This is a genomic window from Mesorhizobium sp. M3A.F.Ca.ET.175.01.1.1, assembly GCF_004791945.1.
GTDB lineage: Bacteria > Pseudomonadota > Alphaproteobacteria > Rhizobiales > Rhizobiaceae > Mesorhizobium.
The window spans coordinates 186,804-203,512 of record NZ_SRTP01000010.1 but is presented as its reverse complement, the minus strand read 5'-3'; the positions used below and the strand labels follow the sequence as shown (position 1 = coordinate 203,512).

Here is a 16,709-nt window from a genome sequence, read left to right as displayed (position 1 = left end):
CATGATTGGCTCCCTACGACTCGTCTACATCGCGTTCTGTCTGGCGATTGCCTTCGCCACTTGGCTGCTTGGCTATGGCCTGGCGCTGAAGCTTCTTTACGGTGACGGCCGCATCATTCAGGCAACGATCACCACAAACCCGTGGGCGCCTCTCCAGCAGCTCGCTCTTTATGCTAACAATCCTGTACTGCGAAGAATCGGTCTCGGCGCCGCGATCCCCGCGCTCCTCGTCGCCGGCATAGTCGCCTATGTCGGTCTGCGGCCCGTATCCAATCCCCTTGGCGACGCACACTTCCAGAACGCCATGTCACTTCGCCGCGGTAAATGGTTTCGACGCAAGGGGCACATTCTCGGGCGTTTCGGCCGCCAGATCCTGCGCGTCGATGACGAGCGTCATCATCTGGTCATCGGACCGACACGATCAGGGAAGGGGGCTTGCTACGTCATTCCGAACGCGCTCGCGCATGAAGGCTCAATGATCGTTACCGATCTCAAGGGCGAGATCTTCCGGTCGACCGCTGGCTATCGCAAATCGAAGGGCAACCAGGTTTTCCTCTTCGCGCCCGGATCGGACCGGACCCACCGCTACAACCCACTGGACTTCATTCGCACCGACCGCGGGGACCGCACGACCGACATCCAGAACATCGCCAGCATCCTCGTTCCCGAAAGCATCGATTCCGAAAACTCGATCTGGCAGGCGACGGCACAGCAGGTGATGGCCGGCGCGATCAGCTACATTAACGAGAGCGTCTTTTATCGCGGTCGCCGCAATCTCGGCGAGGTCACAGCCTTCTTCAACAGCGGCGTCAACCTGCAGGCGCTGATGGAATTCATCAAGGAGAAGGAGCCTGGCCTGTCGCGCTTCACCGTCGAGAGCTTCAACGCCTACATCGCGCTTTCCGAGCGCGCCGCGGCCTCCGCGCTGCTGGACATCCAGAAGGCACTGCGGCCTTTCCGCAACGAGCGCGTGGTCGCGGCGACGTCGGCCACCGACATGGATCTGCGTTCCCTGAAATACAGGCCGATCTCGATTTATCTGGCGCCGAACATTACCGACATCACGCTGCTGAAGCCGCTGCTGGCGCTGTTCGTCCAGCAGACGCTCGACACGCTCCTGCTCGAGCATGATCGCCGGTCGCTATCGGTTTATTTTCTTCTGGATGAGTTCCGGCAGCTGAAGAAACTCAGCGAGATCACCAGCAAGCTGCCCTATGTCGCTGGCTACAACATCAAGATGGCCTTCATCGTCCAGGATCTGAAAAACCTCGATGAGATCTATGGCGAAACCGCACGGCAATCCTTGATGGGAAACTGTGGCTATCAGCTCGTCCTCGGCGCCAACGACCAGGCGACCGCCGAGTCGGTCTCAAAAAGCCTTGGCCGTCGTACCGTCCGGTATAAGACAGAATCTCGGACGATCGAACTGATGGGGTTGCATCGCCGCACCAAGGTGGAGCAACTGAGGGAACGCGATCTGATGATGCCGCAGGAAATCCGCCAGCTCCCGCCTGAAAAAATGCTCGTACTGGTCGAAGGACAGAGCCCAATCCTCGCCGACAAGCTGCGCTTCTTCGCCACGAAGCCGTTTCTCGAGCGGGAGGCTTTCTCACGCAACCACGTCCCCTCGGTGCCAGCGATGGAATTCTTCCCGCCGATGGCCGTGCCAGCGACCACGGGGAGCTACGCCAGTTCGGGTGAGGAGCATGAAATTCTCTCCCATTTGCCGCCTACGGTTGGGTCATTTGACCCATCGCAGGAAAATGACAGCAAAAAGTCCATTGTGAAAGGCAACACGGCTGTCGCCTCTCAAAGCTCTCGGCGTCGCGAACCGCATTTCGAGGCGCTGGAATCGCGCTTCGATTCAGCTACGGCGAAATTGAAGAAACTGGTGATGGCGAAATCGACAGGAGGCCCGAGAGATTGGTCGATGGTATTTGATGAGACCGTTCCAGACGCTGACTTGGAACGCGGGCTGGAAACGGCGTGAGCCAACCATATCGGATGGATACCTGCACTCAGGATTCGGTGAGCCAGTTTTCGACCACCAGCCCAGGCACACGGGAGAATTCGCGCTCATTGTCTGTGACCAAGACAGCGTTGATGGCGAGAGCTTGTGCTGCGATCCAGGTGTCGTTTGCACCAATGGGTGTACCGTGACGCTCAAGGAGGGCACGGATTTTTGCATAATGCCGTATTGTGTCCTGGTCGATGCCGACCAGCGGTAGGCGCTGCGTCAAGGTGGCCAGACGGGCGCGATTGCGGTCACCATAGGCACTTTTCTCCGCGCCGAACTCCAATTCGCCCATTACGATCGCAGAGAGCCGGATAGCGCTTATTTGCTGGGCCTCCAGCCGTTTTCGCACCTCCGGACGGCCTTTCATGGCTGCAATGAGAATATTCGTGTCCAAAAGATAGAGCGACGCCACGATCTAGTCGTCCAGCGAGGCCACATCCTCCGCAGGCTTGTCCTCTGGTGCAACCAGATCGAACTCGTCGGCATCCGCCCAAAAATCACGAAAGGCGTCGGCGGCAACACGGCGATGATCAGGCACCATGCGCGCGATGACCTTGCCATGTCGGGTGACAGCAATTTCCTCGCCCGCCTCGACTTCGGCGAGGAGCCCGGAAAAATTCGCTTTTGCCTCAACGACGGAGATACTCTTCATCGGCCGCAAGTCCATTATATGGCCACATGGCCAGAATATAGAGGCTAGGGTAGTTTTCGTCAAATGCTTGACCGGCCTTGTAACTTGAGATTGCTTGATGCTGGATTGCCATTTTAAGTTGCATAATCTATCTTATGGAACAACCTAACGCGTTGAAATAAAAAGGTCATTTCCCATCTCATTCCCTTAACAGCCGGATGTCCAGCTCGATTCGCTCGACGCGCGCGATCTGAACCGCTGCGGCCGCAAAGTGGCGTGGATTGATAAGGACATTGCGGTCAGGGCTATCCGCGATCGGTACGATTGCCGACGGAACAAAGAGCAGCGCGGTATCATTTGCGGTGAGCCATCCGTCGCCAAGACGCTGCGTCATGGCTTCCTGCTGGCGCCAATCTGCAGGAAGGTCACCGACGGATCGATGCGATGCCGGTATCTCATCCGGGATATCGTATGCCACCATGGCGAGCGCCGGCAGTAGCGCGGGGTCTTCAATGTGGACAAGCTTCTCCAGGATGCAGAGCGAGGGCGACGTGGCGGCGTAGGTGACTGGATGCCCGACCGTATTCCAGCGGCCATCGAACAGCAGGCCGTAGCCGCCGTCCATCGCATTCGCATACTGGAGGCTCGAAAGCCGCCACAACCGCATCAGGCGGCGGCGCCCCAGGCGATCTTCCCGAGGATGGTTTCCACGACGCGGGCGCCGGCCTCGGTCTGGGCGACGCTCAAAGGCGTCTCGCCACCCAATTCGCCGAGCTCCTTACGCAGCCACCGATTGGCCTTTGCTGCATCCCCAAAGGTCTCTTCCGCCAGCGCCTGGATGCGAACCAGTCTCACGGCGCGGTCGGACTCTTCCACAGTCAGCGGCTGGTTCTTCTCGGCCCGATGGCGACGGGTGCGCTGCGGGATGACGAAGCGCTCGATCTCCTGCTCACTGAGGCCGGCAAGCGACAATCCCTTCAAGGCGGCCAAGGGCAATCTGCGACGGACGATCATAGCGAGATCTGCCTGAGAACGAACATCTGTTCCCAGCACGCTCGGTCCCCCGAGCTTGCGTGAAACCTCTTCAATGACAGCAATGGCAGTGGCCATAGTTCAACTCCGGCAATGTGCCTACAAATTTAGGGCATATTGCCGGAAAATACAATGGCCGGAATGCTGATGCACGCCACTAGCCCAAAAACCAATCCCGAACGGGTAAAAGCCAGCTTTCGACCGCTTTGTAGACGTCGACCAGCCACGTCTCCATAGCACCCAGCTCATGCCCGAACAAAATCAATGGGCCGATGACAATCAGAGCCAACAGCGCAAATCCCACAAAGCCATCCGGACGATCAGCACTGTCGTCGGGCGGTGGAAGCGGTTTGATGTGCCAATGCTGCCTCATTGTCCTGACCTAGCGTTCCTGCTCGCTACGCTCGCGGTCGTGCCGCTGCTCGACTTCACGCTCCAACTCGCGCAAGCGCGGAACCTGCTGCTGTGGCGGATCCGCCCGGTACTCCTCATTCAACCTCGCCGCACGGCTGCCCGGTTCAGACCGTCCAGATGTAACCCGTACGTTATCGTCACGTTCCTGTTCAGCTTCCGCTCTGCGCCGGCTCTCCATGTGGATTTCGTTGTTCAGATCGTGTCTGATCGTTGCCATATCGCGGATGTAGCCGTTGCCGTCGAGAGCGGCTCGGGCAGCCTCCCGCAACAGATCGGCGTATCGGGTCTCCGCCTCGCTCAATTTTGCGATCCGGGCGTCACGCTCGGTTTCTGTTTCGGCAAGGCTCGAAGCGGGTGATCGGCCGTCGCGATTTTCCGGGTCGTAAAGGCGATGAGCGGCGATCCTTGCGGCGTCGATGCGGGCGAACAACTCGTCACCGGCTCGCACCATCTGCTCGTCATGCTGTCGTGCAGGGAGATTCCTTATAGGATCGTACATGTCGATCGCCTGCTGGGAAGCACGATGCTGAGCCTCCTCCTTCAGCGCCTCCTGCAGGTTTTCCTCTCCCTTCGATTGTTCGTAGAGATAGGTGTTCCCGTCGAGTGCTTCCCGCGCGTAGCGTTGAAGCACGGCGTCATATCGACTTGACGCCGCAAGATAGTCAGCGCGAATGGTTGCACGCTCGTCATCGGATAGGTCACTGCGGGAATACTCATTAGAGAACCTTGTCGTGGCGCGCTCAAGTGATTGGGTGGCAGCATCATACCCGGCCAAGATCTCATCTCCTTCACGCACAGCCCTTTCGCCATGGCGAGCGATGGCACTGTCGAAGAGATCGTCCCGCGAGACGCGCGCCTCGCCATCGAAGCGCCCTCGATCCGGGTTATCTTTCACCTTTCCATCTACTGTGCCGTCAGCACTGGCCCGCTCCGCCATCTGGAACTTGACCGCATCCTGCGGAGGCCGCGGCGCGTCCCGTTCGCCTTGACCCTGTGGAGCAGCCTCGAGACGCTCGGCCTGAGCCTGTTGCTCCGAAAGCTCCAGATACTCGCGACGGATATCCACCACCTCGCGTGCCGTCGCGGCGATCTCGTCGAAATCCTTTTTCTCGACCGGCTCGATCGCGGCCTCGACGGTTGCGAGCACTGCTTCGACGCGCTTTTCATAGGCTTCGAATTCAGTTCGTGTCATCGAACGCATGGGTAGGCCTCCAGCTGCGACCAATTTCTCCAACTCTACCATATTGGCATTCATATTTGTAACATTGTGCGAATTCTCAAATTTATCGATGTCGATGTGACTTTCTCTCAATGCCATCTGAAGGCGATCTATCTGTGCGGTCGCAAAGTCGGCGACGGCCTTGTCTGGATCGGCATGCTTGATCTCGCTCCAAGCCTGGACCGCTTCGACAGCATAGCCGGCGCTGCGCACTGATCGGGCCGCAGAGTGCCGGTTGGTACGCTTGGCATCGTAGCGGACCTGTGTAGCCCTGCTCGTGCCTTCATGCTCGGTCCGCCCGGCATAACTCACCGGCCGCACCTGGTTCCGCCCATAGGCTGGCGGATTGCCAAATTCGCGGCGGTCGGTCATCTCCATGTCGATGCCGTGCTCCCTAGCCTTCTCGGCCATCAGCGCACGCCATTGCCGGAATATTTGCGGGCTGGTCACGATCCGATCACCCGTCTCGGAGCGCATGGTGACGATGACGTGGGCGTGAATATGCGGCCGCCGTCCGCCCTGCTCCGTTTCCTTCGGATCGTCGGCCGGATCATGCAGTGCGAACACGTATCGGTGACCGCCGAACTGCTCACCAAGAAAATCGCGCACCGCGGCCTGGAATGCCGTTACATCTGTGCCGGCGCGTGCCGAGACGATGAGATGCATGACGTCCCTGCCCTTGCGGCTGTGCAGCTCCCGCCGCCATTCCTTTTGGACCAGGTCGCCGGCTTTTTCGAAGTCTCCGATGATGCGGGCCGTCTCATCGCGCACGACACCCTGTTGCATGCGCTCGACCAGATCTCGTACCCGCGCCGTCGCGAATTCCACGCCATTGCCGTAACCGCGAAACCAGAAACGGACTTCCGCTTCTCGTCCGACATCGGAATTGTCTACCCTCTCCTGGACGATCGCCGTTGCCTTGGCGTCAGCGGTCAGGCGCTCGCCGCCTGGGTCGCGCAGCACCACGACGCCCCGCACCTCGAGCTCGCCAGCGTTCTTCTCCTCGACAGCATAGACAAAGCGCCGGTCACCAAGCCCTGCCTTCAGGATCTCACGAGCAAATTCTTCCCGATCGTCCATGCCCGCGACTGATGCCAGGGTAATAGACGCATGAAACATGCCGACATCGCGGCTGGCGGTGCGGTTGTCGAAGAGATGCTCCCAGTCCCCGCGCAATTCGGCGAGCGCTTGCTTGCCGATGATGCGCTCGCCCTTTTCGTTCTCGACCGGGAGTTCACCGGAACGCGAGGCGTAGCTCATCATGGCTGCCGCGCGGATGCCGCCGCCATAGGAGGCAAGCTTGACCACCGCCGGCTGGCTTCCGCGGGCGAGCGCCGCAAACCGAGCATGCATTGGCCGGCCACCACCGGTTCCGCGGAAAGCAACGACGCGGCCTTGCCGCCGCGCGCCGCCCCAACCACCAACACCCGCCGGCAGATGGGCAACCCCTCCCCTTCGCGGCCGGTCCCAGTCGAGATCCTCGTGCTCGCCCATCTGCAATTCATGCAGCAGCGCCGCGCGCCGGCGCTCCCAATCCCGCTCGAAGGCGCCCAGGAAGAATTCCATCACGTCGCCTCACCGCGCCGGCCAGCGCCGGCACGCTTGGTCATCGCAGCGAGCTCGGCCGCGACCGTGGTTGCGATCGCGCGGGCATCGTCGATTGCTCCTTTGAGATCCGAGCCAGCCACAGACCGACTTCTATTAAGGGCGCGAGCAATCTGATTGAGGTTGCCGCCAACGGCCCGCATGTCCTGGATGAGCATCTCGAGGACCGCCCGATCTTCCCTGTTCATGAACGGCCGGACGCCAGCGCCCTCGAGCGAGAGCGACCGGATAAAAGCCGAAACGGAAAGACCGGCTTGCTCCGCCGCGGTTTCTACAGCTGATATCTCATCCTCCGCAAAGCGGATGTGGGCGACCTTCTCCCGCCTAGCGGCCCGTCGTGAACGCAATGCGTCCGGCGCTTTCATCGGCGATCTTTCCTGCCTTTGCGGCCGCAGGCCGCGGATCGAGGGCTTGTCCCTCGATTGTCAGGAAAAATGTATCACATTTTTCCGTATCCTGCCAACTCAAAAAGACATTGATTTGACGCCAACATCGCCATCACTCCATTTTTCTATGGTCAATACGACCCTATATTTCTATACTCGTGTAAGCGTGGAGTCATACGAATCCACATCTCCACGGACATGGATTCGTGTGTGAGTAGAAACACATATTTGTAGGAGAACGCAGGATGCCGACCGTGATCTCCGCCATCAACGGCAAGGGTGGCGCAGGCAAGACCACCGCGCTCATGAACATTGCCGGCGAGTATGCCTTGCGGGGCCTGACCGTCGCGATGGTCGACATGGATGCCCGCAGCAATTTGACCAAGTGGTGGAGCGACTGCCGGGAAAAGGAAGCGCAGGCAGAGGGGATCGATGTCCTTGGCCATAAGACCGCCAAAGCAGTTAGCGCCTTTCTGGATCGTGCAGCCGACAGTTTTGACTACGTTCTGATCGACACGCCGGGAGAGGACACCGCGATCATCGATCCGGTGATCGGATGGTCCGACCTGGTGATCTCGCCGATCCAGGCATCGAAGCGGGAGGTGCTCGGGGCGATCGATTGTTTCGAGTCCGTCCTGCGCGTCAACGACGCGTTCGGTCGCGATTGCCGGCATGGCGTGCTGCGGACGCGCGTCTCGCTGACCGTTCGTCATACCGAGCTTTATCGCAAGATTCGTCCGATCATCGCGGACAAGGTCGGCACCTATCTGTTTCGGACCGAGGTGATGGAGCGCAACGTCTACAAGGACATCCAGAACGGCATCGGCACGCTGCAGATGCAGGATTTGACCGAGGCAGTCGCCAAGGCGCGCCGCGAGACGCGGAGCGTCGTCGAAGAGATCGATACGCTTCTCAACCTTGGCGGCGAAAATGGGGAAGTGGAATGAGCCGCCGGGAAAACCTGTCGCTTGATGAGTTCGCGACAGCGCCTCGAAAGCAGATCGCCGCTGGCCCCGTCAACGTGCGCCAACAAGACATAGCGACCAGATCGCCGGAACCGCCAAGCAGCAAGCCGGAGGTCGAAATCGACATCCGGCAGCAGGCAAGAAAGGCACTGCGGCGGGTGAAGCGCGAACGGGTGAAGGGAGAAAACTTCTTCGTCAATGTAAGTCTCGACCGGCAGACGAAGCGCCGGTTGAAGCTGGCATCGTTCACTGCAGAAACCTCGATGCAGGCGATTATCGAAGCGGCGATCGTCAAATATCTCGATGAGATCGGGGCTTGACGAAAGAGGAGATTTGATCCGCGGCTAATTTTCCTGCTAGTTATGTCAAATTGGCTCTACTTTCTATTGAATTAGGGCCGATCGGGGCGAACGCGTAGGTCAGACCGACGCGCATTTTTGGGCAACAGAGAACGGGCAGAAGCCGCCGCCATGGCGATCAAGGATGTTCAAAAATACATCGAGGAGCAGGGGCTCGTCGAAACGACCGATGAAGAATCGGAAAAGCCGATCTACAGGAAGCCCGGCTTTGAGGGTATTCTAAGCTTTGGCGAAATGGAGCAAATATTCAGCCAGTTCATCCGCGAGCACCGCGACGCCAAGCGGCTGAACCGCGCGCAGATGGGTACAATGGTCGGCCTGCACGAGACCATCTTCGCGCGCTATGAGCGGGCCTTCTCCAAGCTCCAGGCGACGCGGCTGATCCATCTTTGCGAAATTCTCGACTGTTCGCCGGTGGAGATGATTCACGCAGCAGCCCCTCACCTGTTCGGGGAAACCCGGAAGGAAGCCGACGACAAATTGAAGCTGATGTTGCGTATCTTGGACATGCCGGCATCGACGGCATCCAGCCTGCTCGGCATGATCGAAGGATTGGTGGGCGAACGCGACCGCTCAGGTCAGTCATAAGGGAAAAAGAGGCAAATCCCGGCGTGCGCAGTGTCCGCCCGCCCGCGACCTGCCGGTCACGCGCCCGCTTCGCGCTGCAGTCGTCGGGGATGCGCGCCGGCGGGCCGACCTTCGCGAGAGGATCGTCACGCGAATGCGCGGAGACCGCTTGCGGGCTCGGGGAGCGCCATTTGGGGCGCGAGTAGAGCCGTGCCCGAAGGGCCTCGCCCAACGCTTCCTTACCGAAGACAAGCCAACCATGCGTCGGCCGACGCTGCGATCCATCATCTCCACGAATCGGTCCTGCGGGATCGATTCAGCAATGTCGTTGGACGCCACTTCCGCAGGAAGCGAGACTCCGGCCATGGATCACGAGAAAACAGTGCCAGTTCATCTTCACCGCATCGACCCGTCACGGAACATGCGGCGTTTCTATATGCTCGCCATCCAGCCGACCCTGTTCGGCGGCGCCTCCGTCATCCGCAACTGGGGAAGGATCGGCACCCACGGCCAGTCTATGATGGAGACGTTCGACAGTGAGGATGACGCGGCGAGCGCTTCGATGCGACTCGAACGTACGAAGCGTCGCAAGGGATATCGCGACAGCAGCGCCGCGTGAAATCTGAGTCGCAGAGTAGGACGAAATAGCCAAGAATCCCGCGATTTTCGGTGGATGCGGGCGTTACTCGAACGCCTGCCCTACCCTTACGGCGAATTGGTTGCCATAGGGGAGGGATTGATCCACCAGCGAGGAGAGTTCTCGACATGACTACAGCGACCGAGATTGCCGACAAGATTGCCGCAACTCAGAACCTGACCATGGCGCAGGCCAAGGCCATTGTTGACGGCGTCTTTAAGGAGATTGCGTCCGCGGCGGCGAGCGGGGCCGAGACGAACATCCCCGGCTTCGGAAAATTCAAGGTGAAGGCGACGCCGGCCCGTGAAGGCCGCAATCCGGCTACCGGCGGAACGATCAAGATCGCGGCCTCGAAGAAGTTGGCCTTCGTGCCGGCGAAGGCCGTGAAGGACGCGCTCAACGGCTGAGGCCGACAAGCGCGTCCAATGCGCGACACCCCTAGAAGGGCGGATCGCTGCTGAAGAGGCTTTCCTGCTCGGCCCAGATCGCCTCGCGCTCGGCCAGCGCCATCGCCAGCTCCTCCTTGATCCAGCGCCGCTCGTCGGCGTCGACGGCGTTCCGCAGCTCGGCCCGAAGCTCTTCAATGTGTTGATCGATCGACATCGTCATCTCCTTGATGTTTGTGAAGGACGACGCCGGCGGCGATGGCGGGCCGGAGGGGTCAAGGATCGCGCAGCGACCGCCGGAGGCGGCGAGTGGGGGAGCCGAAATGCGCAAGCATTTTGGGGGACCGCTCGTCCTTGAGGCCTTCGGAGCGCCATGGCACCATGGGACGACCTGAGCAGACACCCCGTGCCCGGATATGCGACCGGAAACCGAGAAGCACGCGCGGCACCGTCCCGTGTGAGGCGCCAACGTGACCACCGTGACAGGTCAGCGTTGTGATGACGTTCGACGGAGGCGGCCCGGGTTGGCAAAAAAAGAGGCCCGTGCCGGACGCTTGCCCGGCACGGGCCTCTTTCGTGGCTACTTCGATCGCAGATGCCGCAAGAATGCTGCGAGCGGGCCGTCATGCGGCTGTCCGTCAGCGCCCTTGGCGAGATGTTCTACAAGCAGCAGTGCGACATCGTCGGGAAGCGGCATGAAGTCGAACCCGCGTGATCGCGCTGCCGCGTGCAGCGCGTCGAGCGTTTCGTACTCGCAGTCGCTGGTGCCGAGCCACAAAGCGAGATCGTCGCCGCTCTCTTCGGGGAACGCCTGCAGGAACAAGGTGCGAAGCGGCGGATCATAGCCGATGACGGCGTTGGGATCGGAGCGGTGGTCGCTGGTGACGGTGATGGTGTAGCGGCTCATTGAAGCCTCCTGATCGGGTGGAGCGAAAAGAGAGCCGGCCCCTTGCGGAGCCGGCTCGCTGCGGTTCACTGGGGGTTGTTCCAGAGGATGACCTTCTTGTTTTCCTCGCCGCCCGGGGCGGGAGCGAGATTGCCAAAGATGACGCCGATCTCGGGGGCTTCGAGCTTGACCGAGAGGTATTCCTCGCCCGAACGCTGGGAGATGCGGTGCCAGCCGGCTCCGATCTCGAAGCCCGTGCGCTTGTTGACGATGCGGTAGTCGGGGGCGTCCTCGCGCGACTTGTTGGTGTTTGGGATGAGGGTGATCGGGGCGTTGACCCGGAGCGTGGCAAAGACGCCTTCCATCGAGCCGTCGGCCTTGGTGGTGAGATTTGCGATCGTGGTGGCCATGGTAGTTCTCCTTCGGTTGCATCGGGACCATTCCCGATGGCGCCAAAGGAGAGGGCCGTCCTGCTGCGGTCATCTCGGCGAAAATTCTGGAAAATTCTATTTGCCGAAAAATAGCGGGCAGGCCCTTCGCCTGTCCGCAGACAAAAACAGAAATCGAATTTTCCTGAATATTCGCCGAGTGTACCCCCAACGGGGGTTGACCGCACAAAGCAGGCGGTCGTCTACAAAGGCGACATGAAACGGGAATGGCCCCGGATGCAGCAGATGGACAAGAACTCAGGCCGCCATCGCTTGGCCGCACACGCTGCCGGATCGCCGGAACATGTTTGTCGCGCACCTCTCGGGTCATGTCGTCTGCGTTGTCACATCTCGAACAGCAGCCTGGCGCGTGAACTGCCCTGTGCGTTCGGTATGGCGGCACAGCGGTTTTGAGATCGGAGCCGACTGGCCACGAAATTCAAGCCATCGCTGGTGATGCCTCGCTGCCATGACGGATGACCGCGCAGGCCAGGATGTTCGGCAATCTCGCTGCCTCCCCCGGGTGGCGAGGCGGGCAAGATGATTGTCCTGCACAACGCCCTGCGGCTCTGCGCGTGGGCCGGTTTCGAAAGGGGCCGGCTCCGGCCACTCATACAAATGGAGTTGGGGGCTCGGGCCGGATCAAGCATCGGATCGCACCCGCCTGGCTGTCGGCGGGACCGCACCTACATCATCCTGGCAACGCCAGACGCTCGTCCGGCGTCATGCGGGCTTCGGCTTGGCGGCGAATGTCGGGATCGGCATGGCGGAGCATGGCGCACCAATCTTCCACATTGTACGTGGTCGCCATGCTGCCCCTGGCCAGATCGTAAATAACGCACGGCTTGTTCGAGATGGCGAGCCGAAGCACGTTGACGGCCGTGCCGGCTGATGAGCCGTCCCAGACCATCATGCCAAAGTCGGCCCGCCGCGCCATCTCCCGGTCTTTGACGGCGTGGACCCAGCACCCTCTGGCATCCTCAGGAGAAGGAACATGGTAGGCGGCCCAGTCGCCCAGATTGATGGTGTGGAACGGCCCCGCTACCGACAGCATCTAAGTGCTAGAACGTGGTCGTTGCAAGCAACGCCACAAGGAAGGGAGCCGTTCCGTGAAGCAGGTTAACACCATCGGCCTGGATTTGGCCAAGAACGTTTTTCAAATTCATGGCGCCGACGCCGAGGGCGCGCCGATTTTCAATCGCAAACTGCGTCGAGCCGAGCTGCTGGTTTTTTTCCAAAAGCTTCCGCGGTGTCTGGTTGGTTTGGAAGCGTGCGGCGGTTCGCATTATTGGGCGCGCGAGATTGCGGCGCTCGGTCACGACGTGCGGTTGATCCCGCCGATTTATGTGAAGCCCTTCGTGAAACGAGGCAAGACGGACGCCGCCGACGCCGAAGCGATCAGCGAAGCCGTCACCCGCAAGACCATGCGTTTCGTTCCGATCAAATCGGCTGATCAACAAGCGGCGGCCATGGTGCTGAGGACGCGCGCCCTTTTGATCCGCCAGCAAACTCAGGCGATCAACGCGCTTCGCGGGCATTTGTCGGAGTTGGGCGTTGTTGCCGCCCTCGGCACGGCTAAAGTGGCTGCGTTGATCGAGATCGTGCGGGACGAGGAGGACGTTTGCCTGCCAAAAGCCGCTCGATTGGCTTTGGCTGAAATCGCCGATCAGATCGAGGCGCTGACGCGTCAAATCGACAAGCTCGAACGAGGGATCGTCGGCGAGGCGAAGCGCGACGAGGACATGCGACGGCTGACGACAATTCCGGGCGTCGGAGCGATCACGGCTGCTACCGTCAAAGCGCTGATCCCGGATCCCGACGGGTTCAAATCCGCCCGTCACTTCGCCGCCTGGCTAGGACTGACGCCAAAGCCCCATTCGAGCGGTGGCAAGGAGCGGCTCGGCGGCATATCGAAAATGGGCAACCCGACGCTCCGCTCGCTGCTTGTTTGTGGCGCGACGTCGGTCTTGCGACGCGTGAAGGGCAACGACAAAGCGCCGCGATGGCTAGTCGCGCTTTTAGCGCGACGGCCTTTCAAGGTCGTCGCAATCGCGCTCGCCAACAAGATGGCGAGGATCATCTGGGCGCTGCTCACCAGGGGCGGGACATACCGAAATACTGGCGCGGCGAGCGGCGCGGCACACGCCTGAGCCGAACGACGACCAGGACGGACTGGCCGGCGCGACGCCGGACAGAGGCGAGGTGCAAAATTAGACGATGATCCACGGGACGAAATCCCGAGGCGAGAGAGGCCGGCGCGACAATGCGCTTAAAGCGCGTCAGATTGATCAGCCCCTCGCATCGCGAATTTCATCGAGGCCAGCGGTCTTAGACCGCGCTGAAAGGCCGGACATATGACCGCACCGATCCCGCTGGATGAAATGTCTGCAAAAAGTCCTTGCCCGCGTGGCCGTTCCACATATGTTGCGGGGTTCCTTGCCGGCATGGAAGACCCCGACATGCTCGTACTTGTAGCCCGCAAGCAGGCCCTGCATTTCGGCATCTGCTCCCGGCGCGTCACCGATCAGCACGCCGTGCTCGGCCGCAACGATCGCGCCGATGCGTTCGATCGCGGGGACCGGCAGCTCGAAGATGTCACGCGAACCGCCAAGGAATATTATCGTCATTGGTCGCTTTCCTTTCTCTCAGATCAACCGCCCCCCGGCCCGGCCGCCCTCTCCCTCTGGGCCCGCGCGAGGGATCGTCACCCGAAGTCCGAGACGGCGAAGCCGGCTCGGGGAGCGGCGGCACGCCGCGAGTAGAGCCCGGCCGGCCGGAGGCCGGCCCGCCCAACCCGTGTCGGAGGACTTTTGGCCACTCTCCATCCTGCGCTCTTTCGCACCGCGCTCCCGCCGGATTGCTGACCGGAACGGGTGTGCACACGCGAAGAACCCGACCGTGAGCGGGTCGGATTCTTCGACGCGGGGAATGAAAGCGGCGCTCACGCGCCACCTTCCGTGAACCGCCAGACGGGGATGCCGAGTCGTTGAGCCTTGTCGGCCAGGTTCTCGGTGATGCCGGAGCCGGGGAAGACGATCAGTCCGTAGGGCATGACCGAGAGCAGCTGATCGTTTCGCCGGAACGGGGCGGCCTTCGCATGCCGGTTCCAGTCCGGCTTGAAAGCGATCTGCGTGACCTTGCGGTTCTCGGCCCAGCAGGCGGCGATCCGCTCGGCGCCGCGTGGGCTGCCGCCATGCAGCAGCACCATGTCCGGGTGCTTCTCGCGGGCTTTATCCAGCGCGTCCCAGATCCGGTCGTGATCGTTGCAGTCGAGGCCGCCGGCGAAGGCGATCCTGGTGCCGGCTGGCACCAGCACCTCGGTCTCGGCGCGACGGCGCGCGGCGAGGAAGTCGCGGCTGTCGATCACCGCCGCCGTCATCGCCTGATGGGAGACCTTGGAGCCGGTGCGCGGCCGCCACGCCGAGCCGGTCTGTGCTTCGTAGAGGTCGGCGGCCTCGTCGCGCATGATTTCGAGGACGTTGCGGCGCTCGATATAGGTGATGCCTTCGGCCGTGAGCCGTTCCAGCTCGACGGACTTCACCTCCGAGCCATCCTGCTCGCGTTGGCTCGACCGCTGCGCCTCCTCGTTGCGGTCGAGGCTGCGGCCGACGCGTTCGGCGGCACGATGGAAGACGTTTGCGAAGGACCAGAGCAGGTCGTCGAGATCGGGTTCGAGCCTGGTGTCGCCAAGCATACCGGCGAAGGTCTCGACGATACCGGCAAGCCCGGCCCGGATCACTTCGTCGTCGGGAAGTGGCCGAGGATCCGGTTCGTCCTGATGCGGGCGATGGCCGTACATCTGCAGTTCGAGGATGACGCGGTCGGTCGGCGAGGAGGCGTGGTAGTGCTCGTAGGCGTCGTCGAAGGGAAGCTCGTAGGTCATGGCGTGTCTCCGTCGGTTGTGGCCGCGCTATAGCGGCCTGACAGCGCATCCCGGCCGCGCTCCGGGCGCGGCCGCACCGAAGGCCGGAGCGAAGCGGAGGACGGCGCAGCCGTTGCGGCCGTGACCGGGGGGTGGCAGGGATCGCCTCTCAGGCAGGCCGCGGGCGCGGCCTTTCCGGCGGACTGCGCGCCCATGGTTGCGAGACTTCCGGTGATGCCGCCCTACCCGCCTGTAGCCCCTTGACCGCTCATCCCGACGTCAGGAACTGACGGGCATCTTCCGGGGCGAGCTGATCGCTGAGCCATGCCGCGAGATGGGTCGCACCGCGATGGCGCAGATCGTCGTTGAAGTCGCCGAGCTGCGGGCGAAGCACTATAGCGAGAATGCCGGCCTCGCCTGCGCGCCGGCTGAGCCGCTCAATGCCATGTCGGCCGGCAGCGTCGGCATCGGCCGCGATGTAGAGGCGGCGGCAGTCGGGCGGGAAGGACAGGCCGGCAAGATGATTGGCCGAGGTCGCGGCGGCCACCGGCAGTGCCGGCATCACGACGCGGAGCGAGGCCATCGTCTCCAAACCCTCGCCGGCGACCATGACCGAAATTGATGCGCCAAGCTCTATGCCGAGCCAGATGGCGTTGCCTAGAAGATTGCCGAGCGAGCGGCGCGGATCGGCAACCGGCGCCTTTCCGTTGCCGTTCGAATCCAACCAGGTGCGTTGCAGGCCGGTGACGCGTCCGTCGAGGGAAGTGACGGCCGCGATCAACGCGGGCAGGGTCTGCGTCTCGCCGGTGACAAGATCGCGGTAGTAGCAGCCGGGGTGGAAGCGCAAGGCGCGTTCACGCGCGGCGAGCAGGATGCCGCGGCAAGCAAGATAGCGTTCGGCCAGCGTGCCGGCGATCGGCTGCGACATGGCGAACAGGCGACGCGCGGCGTCGGGTGAGCCGCGTGCCGCGGCTGGCTGGCGCTCCGCGCCGGAGTCTTGCGCCGGCGGTCGCGGCATGGCGAGGAAGCGGCGCGCCTCGTCCGCGACATCGCGGAACTCGATAAGCCCGCAGCTTTCGCGAATGACATCGAGGAGATCGCCGAACTCGGACGTCGCCTCGTCCACCCACTTGCCCGCCGGGCCTTTAGCGTTGCTTCTCAACCGCACATGCATGGAGCGGCCGCGCGTGTTGCGCACGTCACCGACGATCCAGTGATTGCCCGAACGATGGCCGTTAGAGAGATATTCGCGGCACACCGCCTCGGCATGATCGCCAAGACGGCGCGCCAGCTCGGAGGCCGAGCCGGTCATGAT

Annotated in this window: 21 protein-coding genes; 8 read left to right on the top strand and 13 right to left on the bottom strand. The window is 61.8% G+C overall.

The annotated features are described in order from the left end of the window. Position 1: 1 nt before the first annotated feature. Complete coding sequence (locus EN818_RS22180) at positions 2 to 1,990, top strand: type IV secretory system conjugative DNA transfer family protein (protein WP_135905356.1); 1,989 nt, start codon at positions 2 to 4, stop codon at positions 1,988 to 1,990. 28 nt (positions 1,991 to 2,018) lie between these two features. On the opposite strand, the gene EN818_RS22175 is transcribed toward EN818_RS22180, so the two are convergent. The 7 genes from EN818_RS22175 to mobC all read right to left on the bottom strand — a co-directional run bounded on the left by EN818_RS22175 (position 2,019) and on the right by mobC (position 7,283). After that, entirely contained in the window at positions 2,019 to 2,429 is a 411-nt protein-coding gene (locus EN818_RS22175) for a PIN domain-containing protein (protein WP_135905354.1), read from the bottom strand. A 3-nt stretch (positions 2,430 to 2,432) separates the two neighbouring features. Continuing rightward, positions 2,433 to 2,669, bottom strand: a complete 237-nt coding sequence (locus tag EN818_RS22170; protein ID WP_127426854.1) for a type II toxin-antitoxin system prevent-host-death family antitoxin — start codon at positions 2,667 to 2,669, stop codon at positions 2,433 to 2,435. A gap of 178 nt (positions 2,670 to 2,847) precedes the next feature. Continuing rightward, on the bottom strand, positions 2,848 to 3,315 hold the full coding sequence (locus tag EN818_RS22165) for an RES family NAD+ phosphorylase (RefSeq protein WP_135905352.1): 468 nt from the start codon (positions 3,313 to 3,315) through the stop codon (positions 2,848 to 2,850). After that, positions 3,315 to 3,758 (bottom strand): antitoxin Xre/MbcA/ParS toxin-binding domain-containing protein, encoded by a 444-nt coding sequence (locus EN818_RS22160; protein ID WP_135905350.1) that lies wholly within the window; start codon positions 3,756 to 3,758, stop codon positions 3,315 to 3,317. Before EN818_RS22160 ends, EN818_RS22165 begins: the two co-directional genes overlap by 1 nt. A gap of 79 nt (positions 3,759 to 3,837) precedes the next feature. Continuing rightward, on the bottom strand, positions 3,838 to 4,053 hold the full coding sequence (locus tag EN818_RS22155; RefSeq protein ID WP_135905349.1) for a hypothetical protein: 216 nt from the start codon (positions 4,051 to 4,053) through the stop codon (positions 3,838 to 3,840). A gap of 9 nt (positions 4,054 to 4,062) precedes the next feature. Then, a complete protein-coding gene (locus EN818_RS22150) occupies positions 4,063 to 6,879 on the bottom strand; it encodes a hypothetical protein (RefSeq protein ID WP_135905347.1) in 2,817 nt (938 codons plus the stop codon). Continuing rightward, complete coding sequence (mobC, locus tag EN818_RS22145; RefSeq protein ID WP_135905345.1) at positions 6,879 to 7,283, bottom strand: plasmid mobilization relaxosome protein MobC; 405 nt, start codon at positions 7,281 to 7,283, stop codon at positions 6,879 to 6,881. Before mobC ends, EN818_RS22150 begins: the two co-directional genes overlap by 1 nt. A gap of 266 nt (positions 7,284 to 7,549) precedes the next feature. Here mobC and EN818_RS22140 point away from each other — a divergent pair, with 266 nt between their 5' ends. The 5 genes from EN818_RS22140 (at position 7,550) to EN818_RS22120 (ending at position 10,239) form a co-directional block, all read left to right on the top strand. Next, positions 7,550 to 8,251 carry a ParA family protein gene (locus EN818_RS22140; RefSeq protein ID WP_135905343.1) on the top strand — a complete coding sequence of 234 codons (702 nt, stop codon included), beginning with the start codon at positions 7,550 to 7,552 and terminating at the stop codon, positions 8,249 to 8,251. After that, positions 8,248 to 8,589, top strand: a complete 342-nt coding sequence (locus tag EN818_RS22135) for a hypothetical protein (RefSeq protein WP_135905341.1) — start codon at positions 8,248 to 8,250, stop codon at positions 8,587 to 8,589. The genes EN818_RS22140 and EN818_RS22135 overlap by 4 nt, the downstream gene beginning before the upstream one ends. A 150-nt stretch (positions 8,590 to 8,739) precedes the next feature. After that, positions 8,740 to 9,216 carry an XRE family transcriptional regulator gene (locus EN818_RS22130; RefSeq protein ID WP_127410621.1) on the top strand — a complete coding sequence of 159 codons (477 nt, stop codon included), beginning with the start codon at positions 8,740 to 8,742 and terminating at the stop codon, positions 9,214 to 9,216. A 343-nt stretch (positions 9,217 to 9,559) separates the two neighbouring features. Next, complete coding sequence (locus tag EN818_RS22125) at positions 9,560 to 9,814, top strand: WGR domain-containing protein (protein WP_135905338.1); 255 nt, start codon at positions 9,560 to 9,562, stop codon at positions 9,812 to 9,814. A 146-nt stretch (positions 9,815 to 9,960) separates the two neighbouring features. Further along, complete coding sequence (locus EN818_RS22120; RefSeq protein ID WP_126092740.1) at positions 9,961 to 10,239, top strand: HU family DNA-binding protein; 279 nt, start codon at positions 9,961 to 9,963, stop codon at positions 10,237 to 10,239. 31 nt (positions 10,240 to 10,270) lie between these two features. Here the strand turns inward: EN818_RS22120 and EN818_RS32800 are convergent, their stop codons facing one another. The 4 genes from EN818_RS32800 to EN818_RS22105 all read right to left on the bottom strand — a co-directional run bounded on the left by EN818_RS32800 (position 10,271) and on the right by EN818_RS22105 (position 12,586). Further along, the gene (locus EN818_RS32800) at positions 10,271 to 10,435 is read right to left on the bottom strand and encodes a hypothetical protein (RefSeq protein WP_189349945.1); all 165 of its coding nucleotides are present in this window, start codon (positions 10,433 to 10,435) and stop codon (positions 10,271 to 10,273) included. Between the two features lie 363 nt (positions 10,436 to 10,798). Beyond that, on the bottom strand, positions 10,799 to 11,125 hold the full coding sequence (locus EN818_RS22115) for a hypothetical protein (protein ID WP_126092739.1): 327 nt from the start codon (positions 11,123 to 11,125) through the stop codon (positions 10,799 to 10,801). Positions 11,126 to 11,190: 65 nt separating this feature from the next. Then, positions 11,191 to 11,514, bottom strand: a complete 324-nt coding sequence (locus EN818_RS22110) for a DUF736 family protein (RefSeq protein ID WP_006205585.1) — start codon at positions 11,512 to 11,514, stop codon at positions 11,191 to 11,193. Positions 11,515 to 12,223: 709 nt separating this feature from the next. Beyond that, entirely contained in the window at positions 12,224 to 12,586 is a 363-nt protein-coding gene (locus EN818_RS22105) for a hypothetical protein (RefSeq protein WP_189523828.1), read from the bottom strand. Between the two features lie 55 nt (positions 12,587 to 12,641). Between EN818_RS22105 and EN818_RS22100 the strand changes: the two genes are divergently transcribed. Together EN818_RS22100 and EN818_RS32795 are read left to right on the top strand one after the other, a co-directional pair. Beyond that, on the top strand, positions 12,642 to 13,682 hold the full coding sequence (locus EN818_RS22100; protein ID WP_135905335.1) for an IS110 family transposase: 1,041 nt from the start codon (positions 12,642 to 12,644) through the stop codon (positions 13,680 to 13,682). Positions 13,683 to 13,886: 204 nt separating this feature from the next. Beyond that, entirely contained in the window at positions 13,887 to 14,294 is a 408-nt protein-coding gene (locus EN818_RS32795) for a hypothetical protein (protein ID WP_189523827.1), read from the top strand. A 179-nt stretch (positions 14,295 to 14,473) separates the two neighbouring features. On the opposite strand, the gene EN818_RS22090 is transcribed toward EN818_RS32795, so the two are convergent. Together EN818_RS22090 and EN818_RS22085 are read right to left on the bottom strand one after the other, a co-directional pair. Continuing rightward, positions 14,474 to 15,415: a DUF2493 domain-containing protein gene (locus tag EN818_RS22090; RefSeq protein ID WP_135905333.1), complete on the bottom strand. Its 942-nt coding sequence runs from the start codon at positions 15,413 to 15,415 to the stop codon at positions 14,474 to 14,476. A gap of 247 nt (positions 15,416 to 15,662) precedes the next feature. Continuing rightward, positions 15,663 to 16,706 carry a toprim domain-containing protein gene (locus EN818_RS22085; protein ID WP_135905331.1) on the bottom strand — a complete coding sequence of 348 codons (1,044 nt, stop codon included), beginning with the start codon at positions 16,704 to 16,706 and terminating at the stop codon, positions 15,663 to 15,665. Positions 16,707 to 16,709: the final 3 nt, after the last annotated feature.

What these genes read in the sequence shown, in the direction of transcription:
- EN818_RS22140 (WP_135905343.1), top strand. Translation starts at nt 7,550, where the DNA reads ATGCCGACCGTGATCTCCGCCATCAACGGCAAGGGTGGCGCAGGCAAG.
- EN818_RS22130 (WP_127410621.1), top strand. Translation starts at nt 8,740, where the DNA reads ATGGCGATCAAGGATGTTCAAAAATACATCGAGGAGCAGGGGCTCGTC.
- EN818_RS22120 (WP_126092740.1), top strand. Translation starts at nt 9,961, where the DNA reads ATGACTACAGCGACCGAGATTGCCGACAAGATTGCCGCAACTCAGAAC.
- EN818_RS22135 (WP_135905341.1), top strand. Translation starts at nt 8,248, where the DNA reads ATGAGCCGCCGGGAAAACCTGTCGCTTGATGAGTTCGCGACAGCGCCT.
- EN818_RS22125 (WP_135905338.1), top strand. Translation starts at nt 9,560, where the DNA reads ATGGATCACGAGAAAACAGTGCCAGTTCATCTTCACCGCATCGACCCG.
- EN818_RS22090 (WP_135905333.1), bottom strand. Translation starts at nt 15,415, where the DNA reads ATGACCTACGAGCTTCCCTTCGACGACGCCTACGAGCACTACCACGCC.
- EN818_RS22115 (WP_126092739.1), bottom strand. Translation starts at nt 11,125, where the DNA reads ATGAGCCGCTACACCATCACCGTCACCAGCGACCACCGCTCCGATCCC.
- EN818_RS22105 (WP_189523828.1), bottom strand. Translation starts at nt 12,586, where the DNA reads ATGCTGTCGGTAGCGGGGCCGTTCCACACCATCAATCTGGGCGACTGG.
- EN818_RS22180 (WP_135905356.1), top strand. Translation starts at nt 2, where the DNA reads ATGATTGGCTCCCTACGACTCGTCTACATCGCGTTCTGTCTGGCGATT.
- mobC (WP_135905345.1), bottom strand. Translation starts at nt 7,283, where the DNA reads ATGAAAGCGCCGGACGCATTGCGTTCACGACGGGCCGCTAGGCGGGAG.
- EN818_RS22165 (WP_135905352.1), bottom strand. Translation starts at nt 3,315, where the DNA reads ATGCGGTTGTGGCGGCTTTCGAGCCTCCAGTATGCGAATGCGATGGAC.
- EN818_RS22085 (WP_135905331.1), bottom strand. Translation starts at nt 16,706, where the DNA reads ATGACCGGCTCGGCCTCCGAGCTGGCGCGCCGTCTTGGCGATCATGCC.
- EN818_RS22170 (WP_127426854.1), bottom strand. Translation starts at nt 2,669, where the DNA reads ATGAAGAGTATCTCCGTCGTTGAGGCAAAAGCGAATTTTTCCGGGCTC.
- EN818_RS22160 (WP_135905350.1), bottom strand. Translation starts at nt 3,758, where the DNA reads ATGGCCACTGCCATTGCTGTCATTGAAGAGGTTTCACGCAAGCTCGGG.
- EN818_RS22110 (WP_006205585.1), bottom strand. Translation starts at nt 11,514, where the DNA reads ATGGCCACCACGATCGCAAATCTCACCACCAAGGCCGACGGCTCGATG.
- EN818_RS22155 (WP_135905349.1), bottom strand. Translation starts at nt 4,053, where the DNA reads ATGAGGCAGCATTGGCACATCAAACCGCTTCCACCGCCCGACGACAGT.
- EN818_RS32800 (WP_189349945.1), bottom strand. Translation starts at nt 10,435, where the DNA reads ATGTCGATCGATCAACACATTGAAGAGCTTCGGGCCGAGCTGCGGAAC.
- EN818_RS22150 (WP_135905347.1), bottom strand. Translation starts at nt 6,879, where the DNA reads ATGGAATTCTTCCTGGGCGCCTTCGAGCGGGATTGGGAGCGCCGGCGC.
- EN818_RS32795 (WP_189523827.1), top strand. Translation starts at nt 13,887, where the DNA reads ATGACCGCACCGATCCCGCTGGATGAAATGTCTGCAAAAAGTCCTTGC.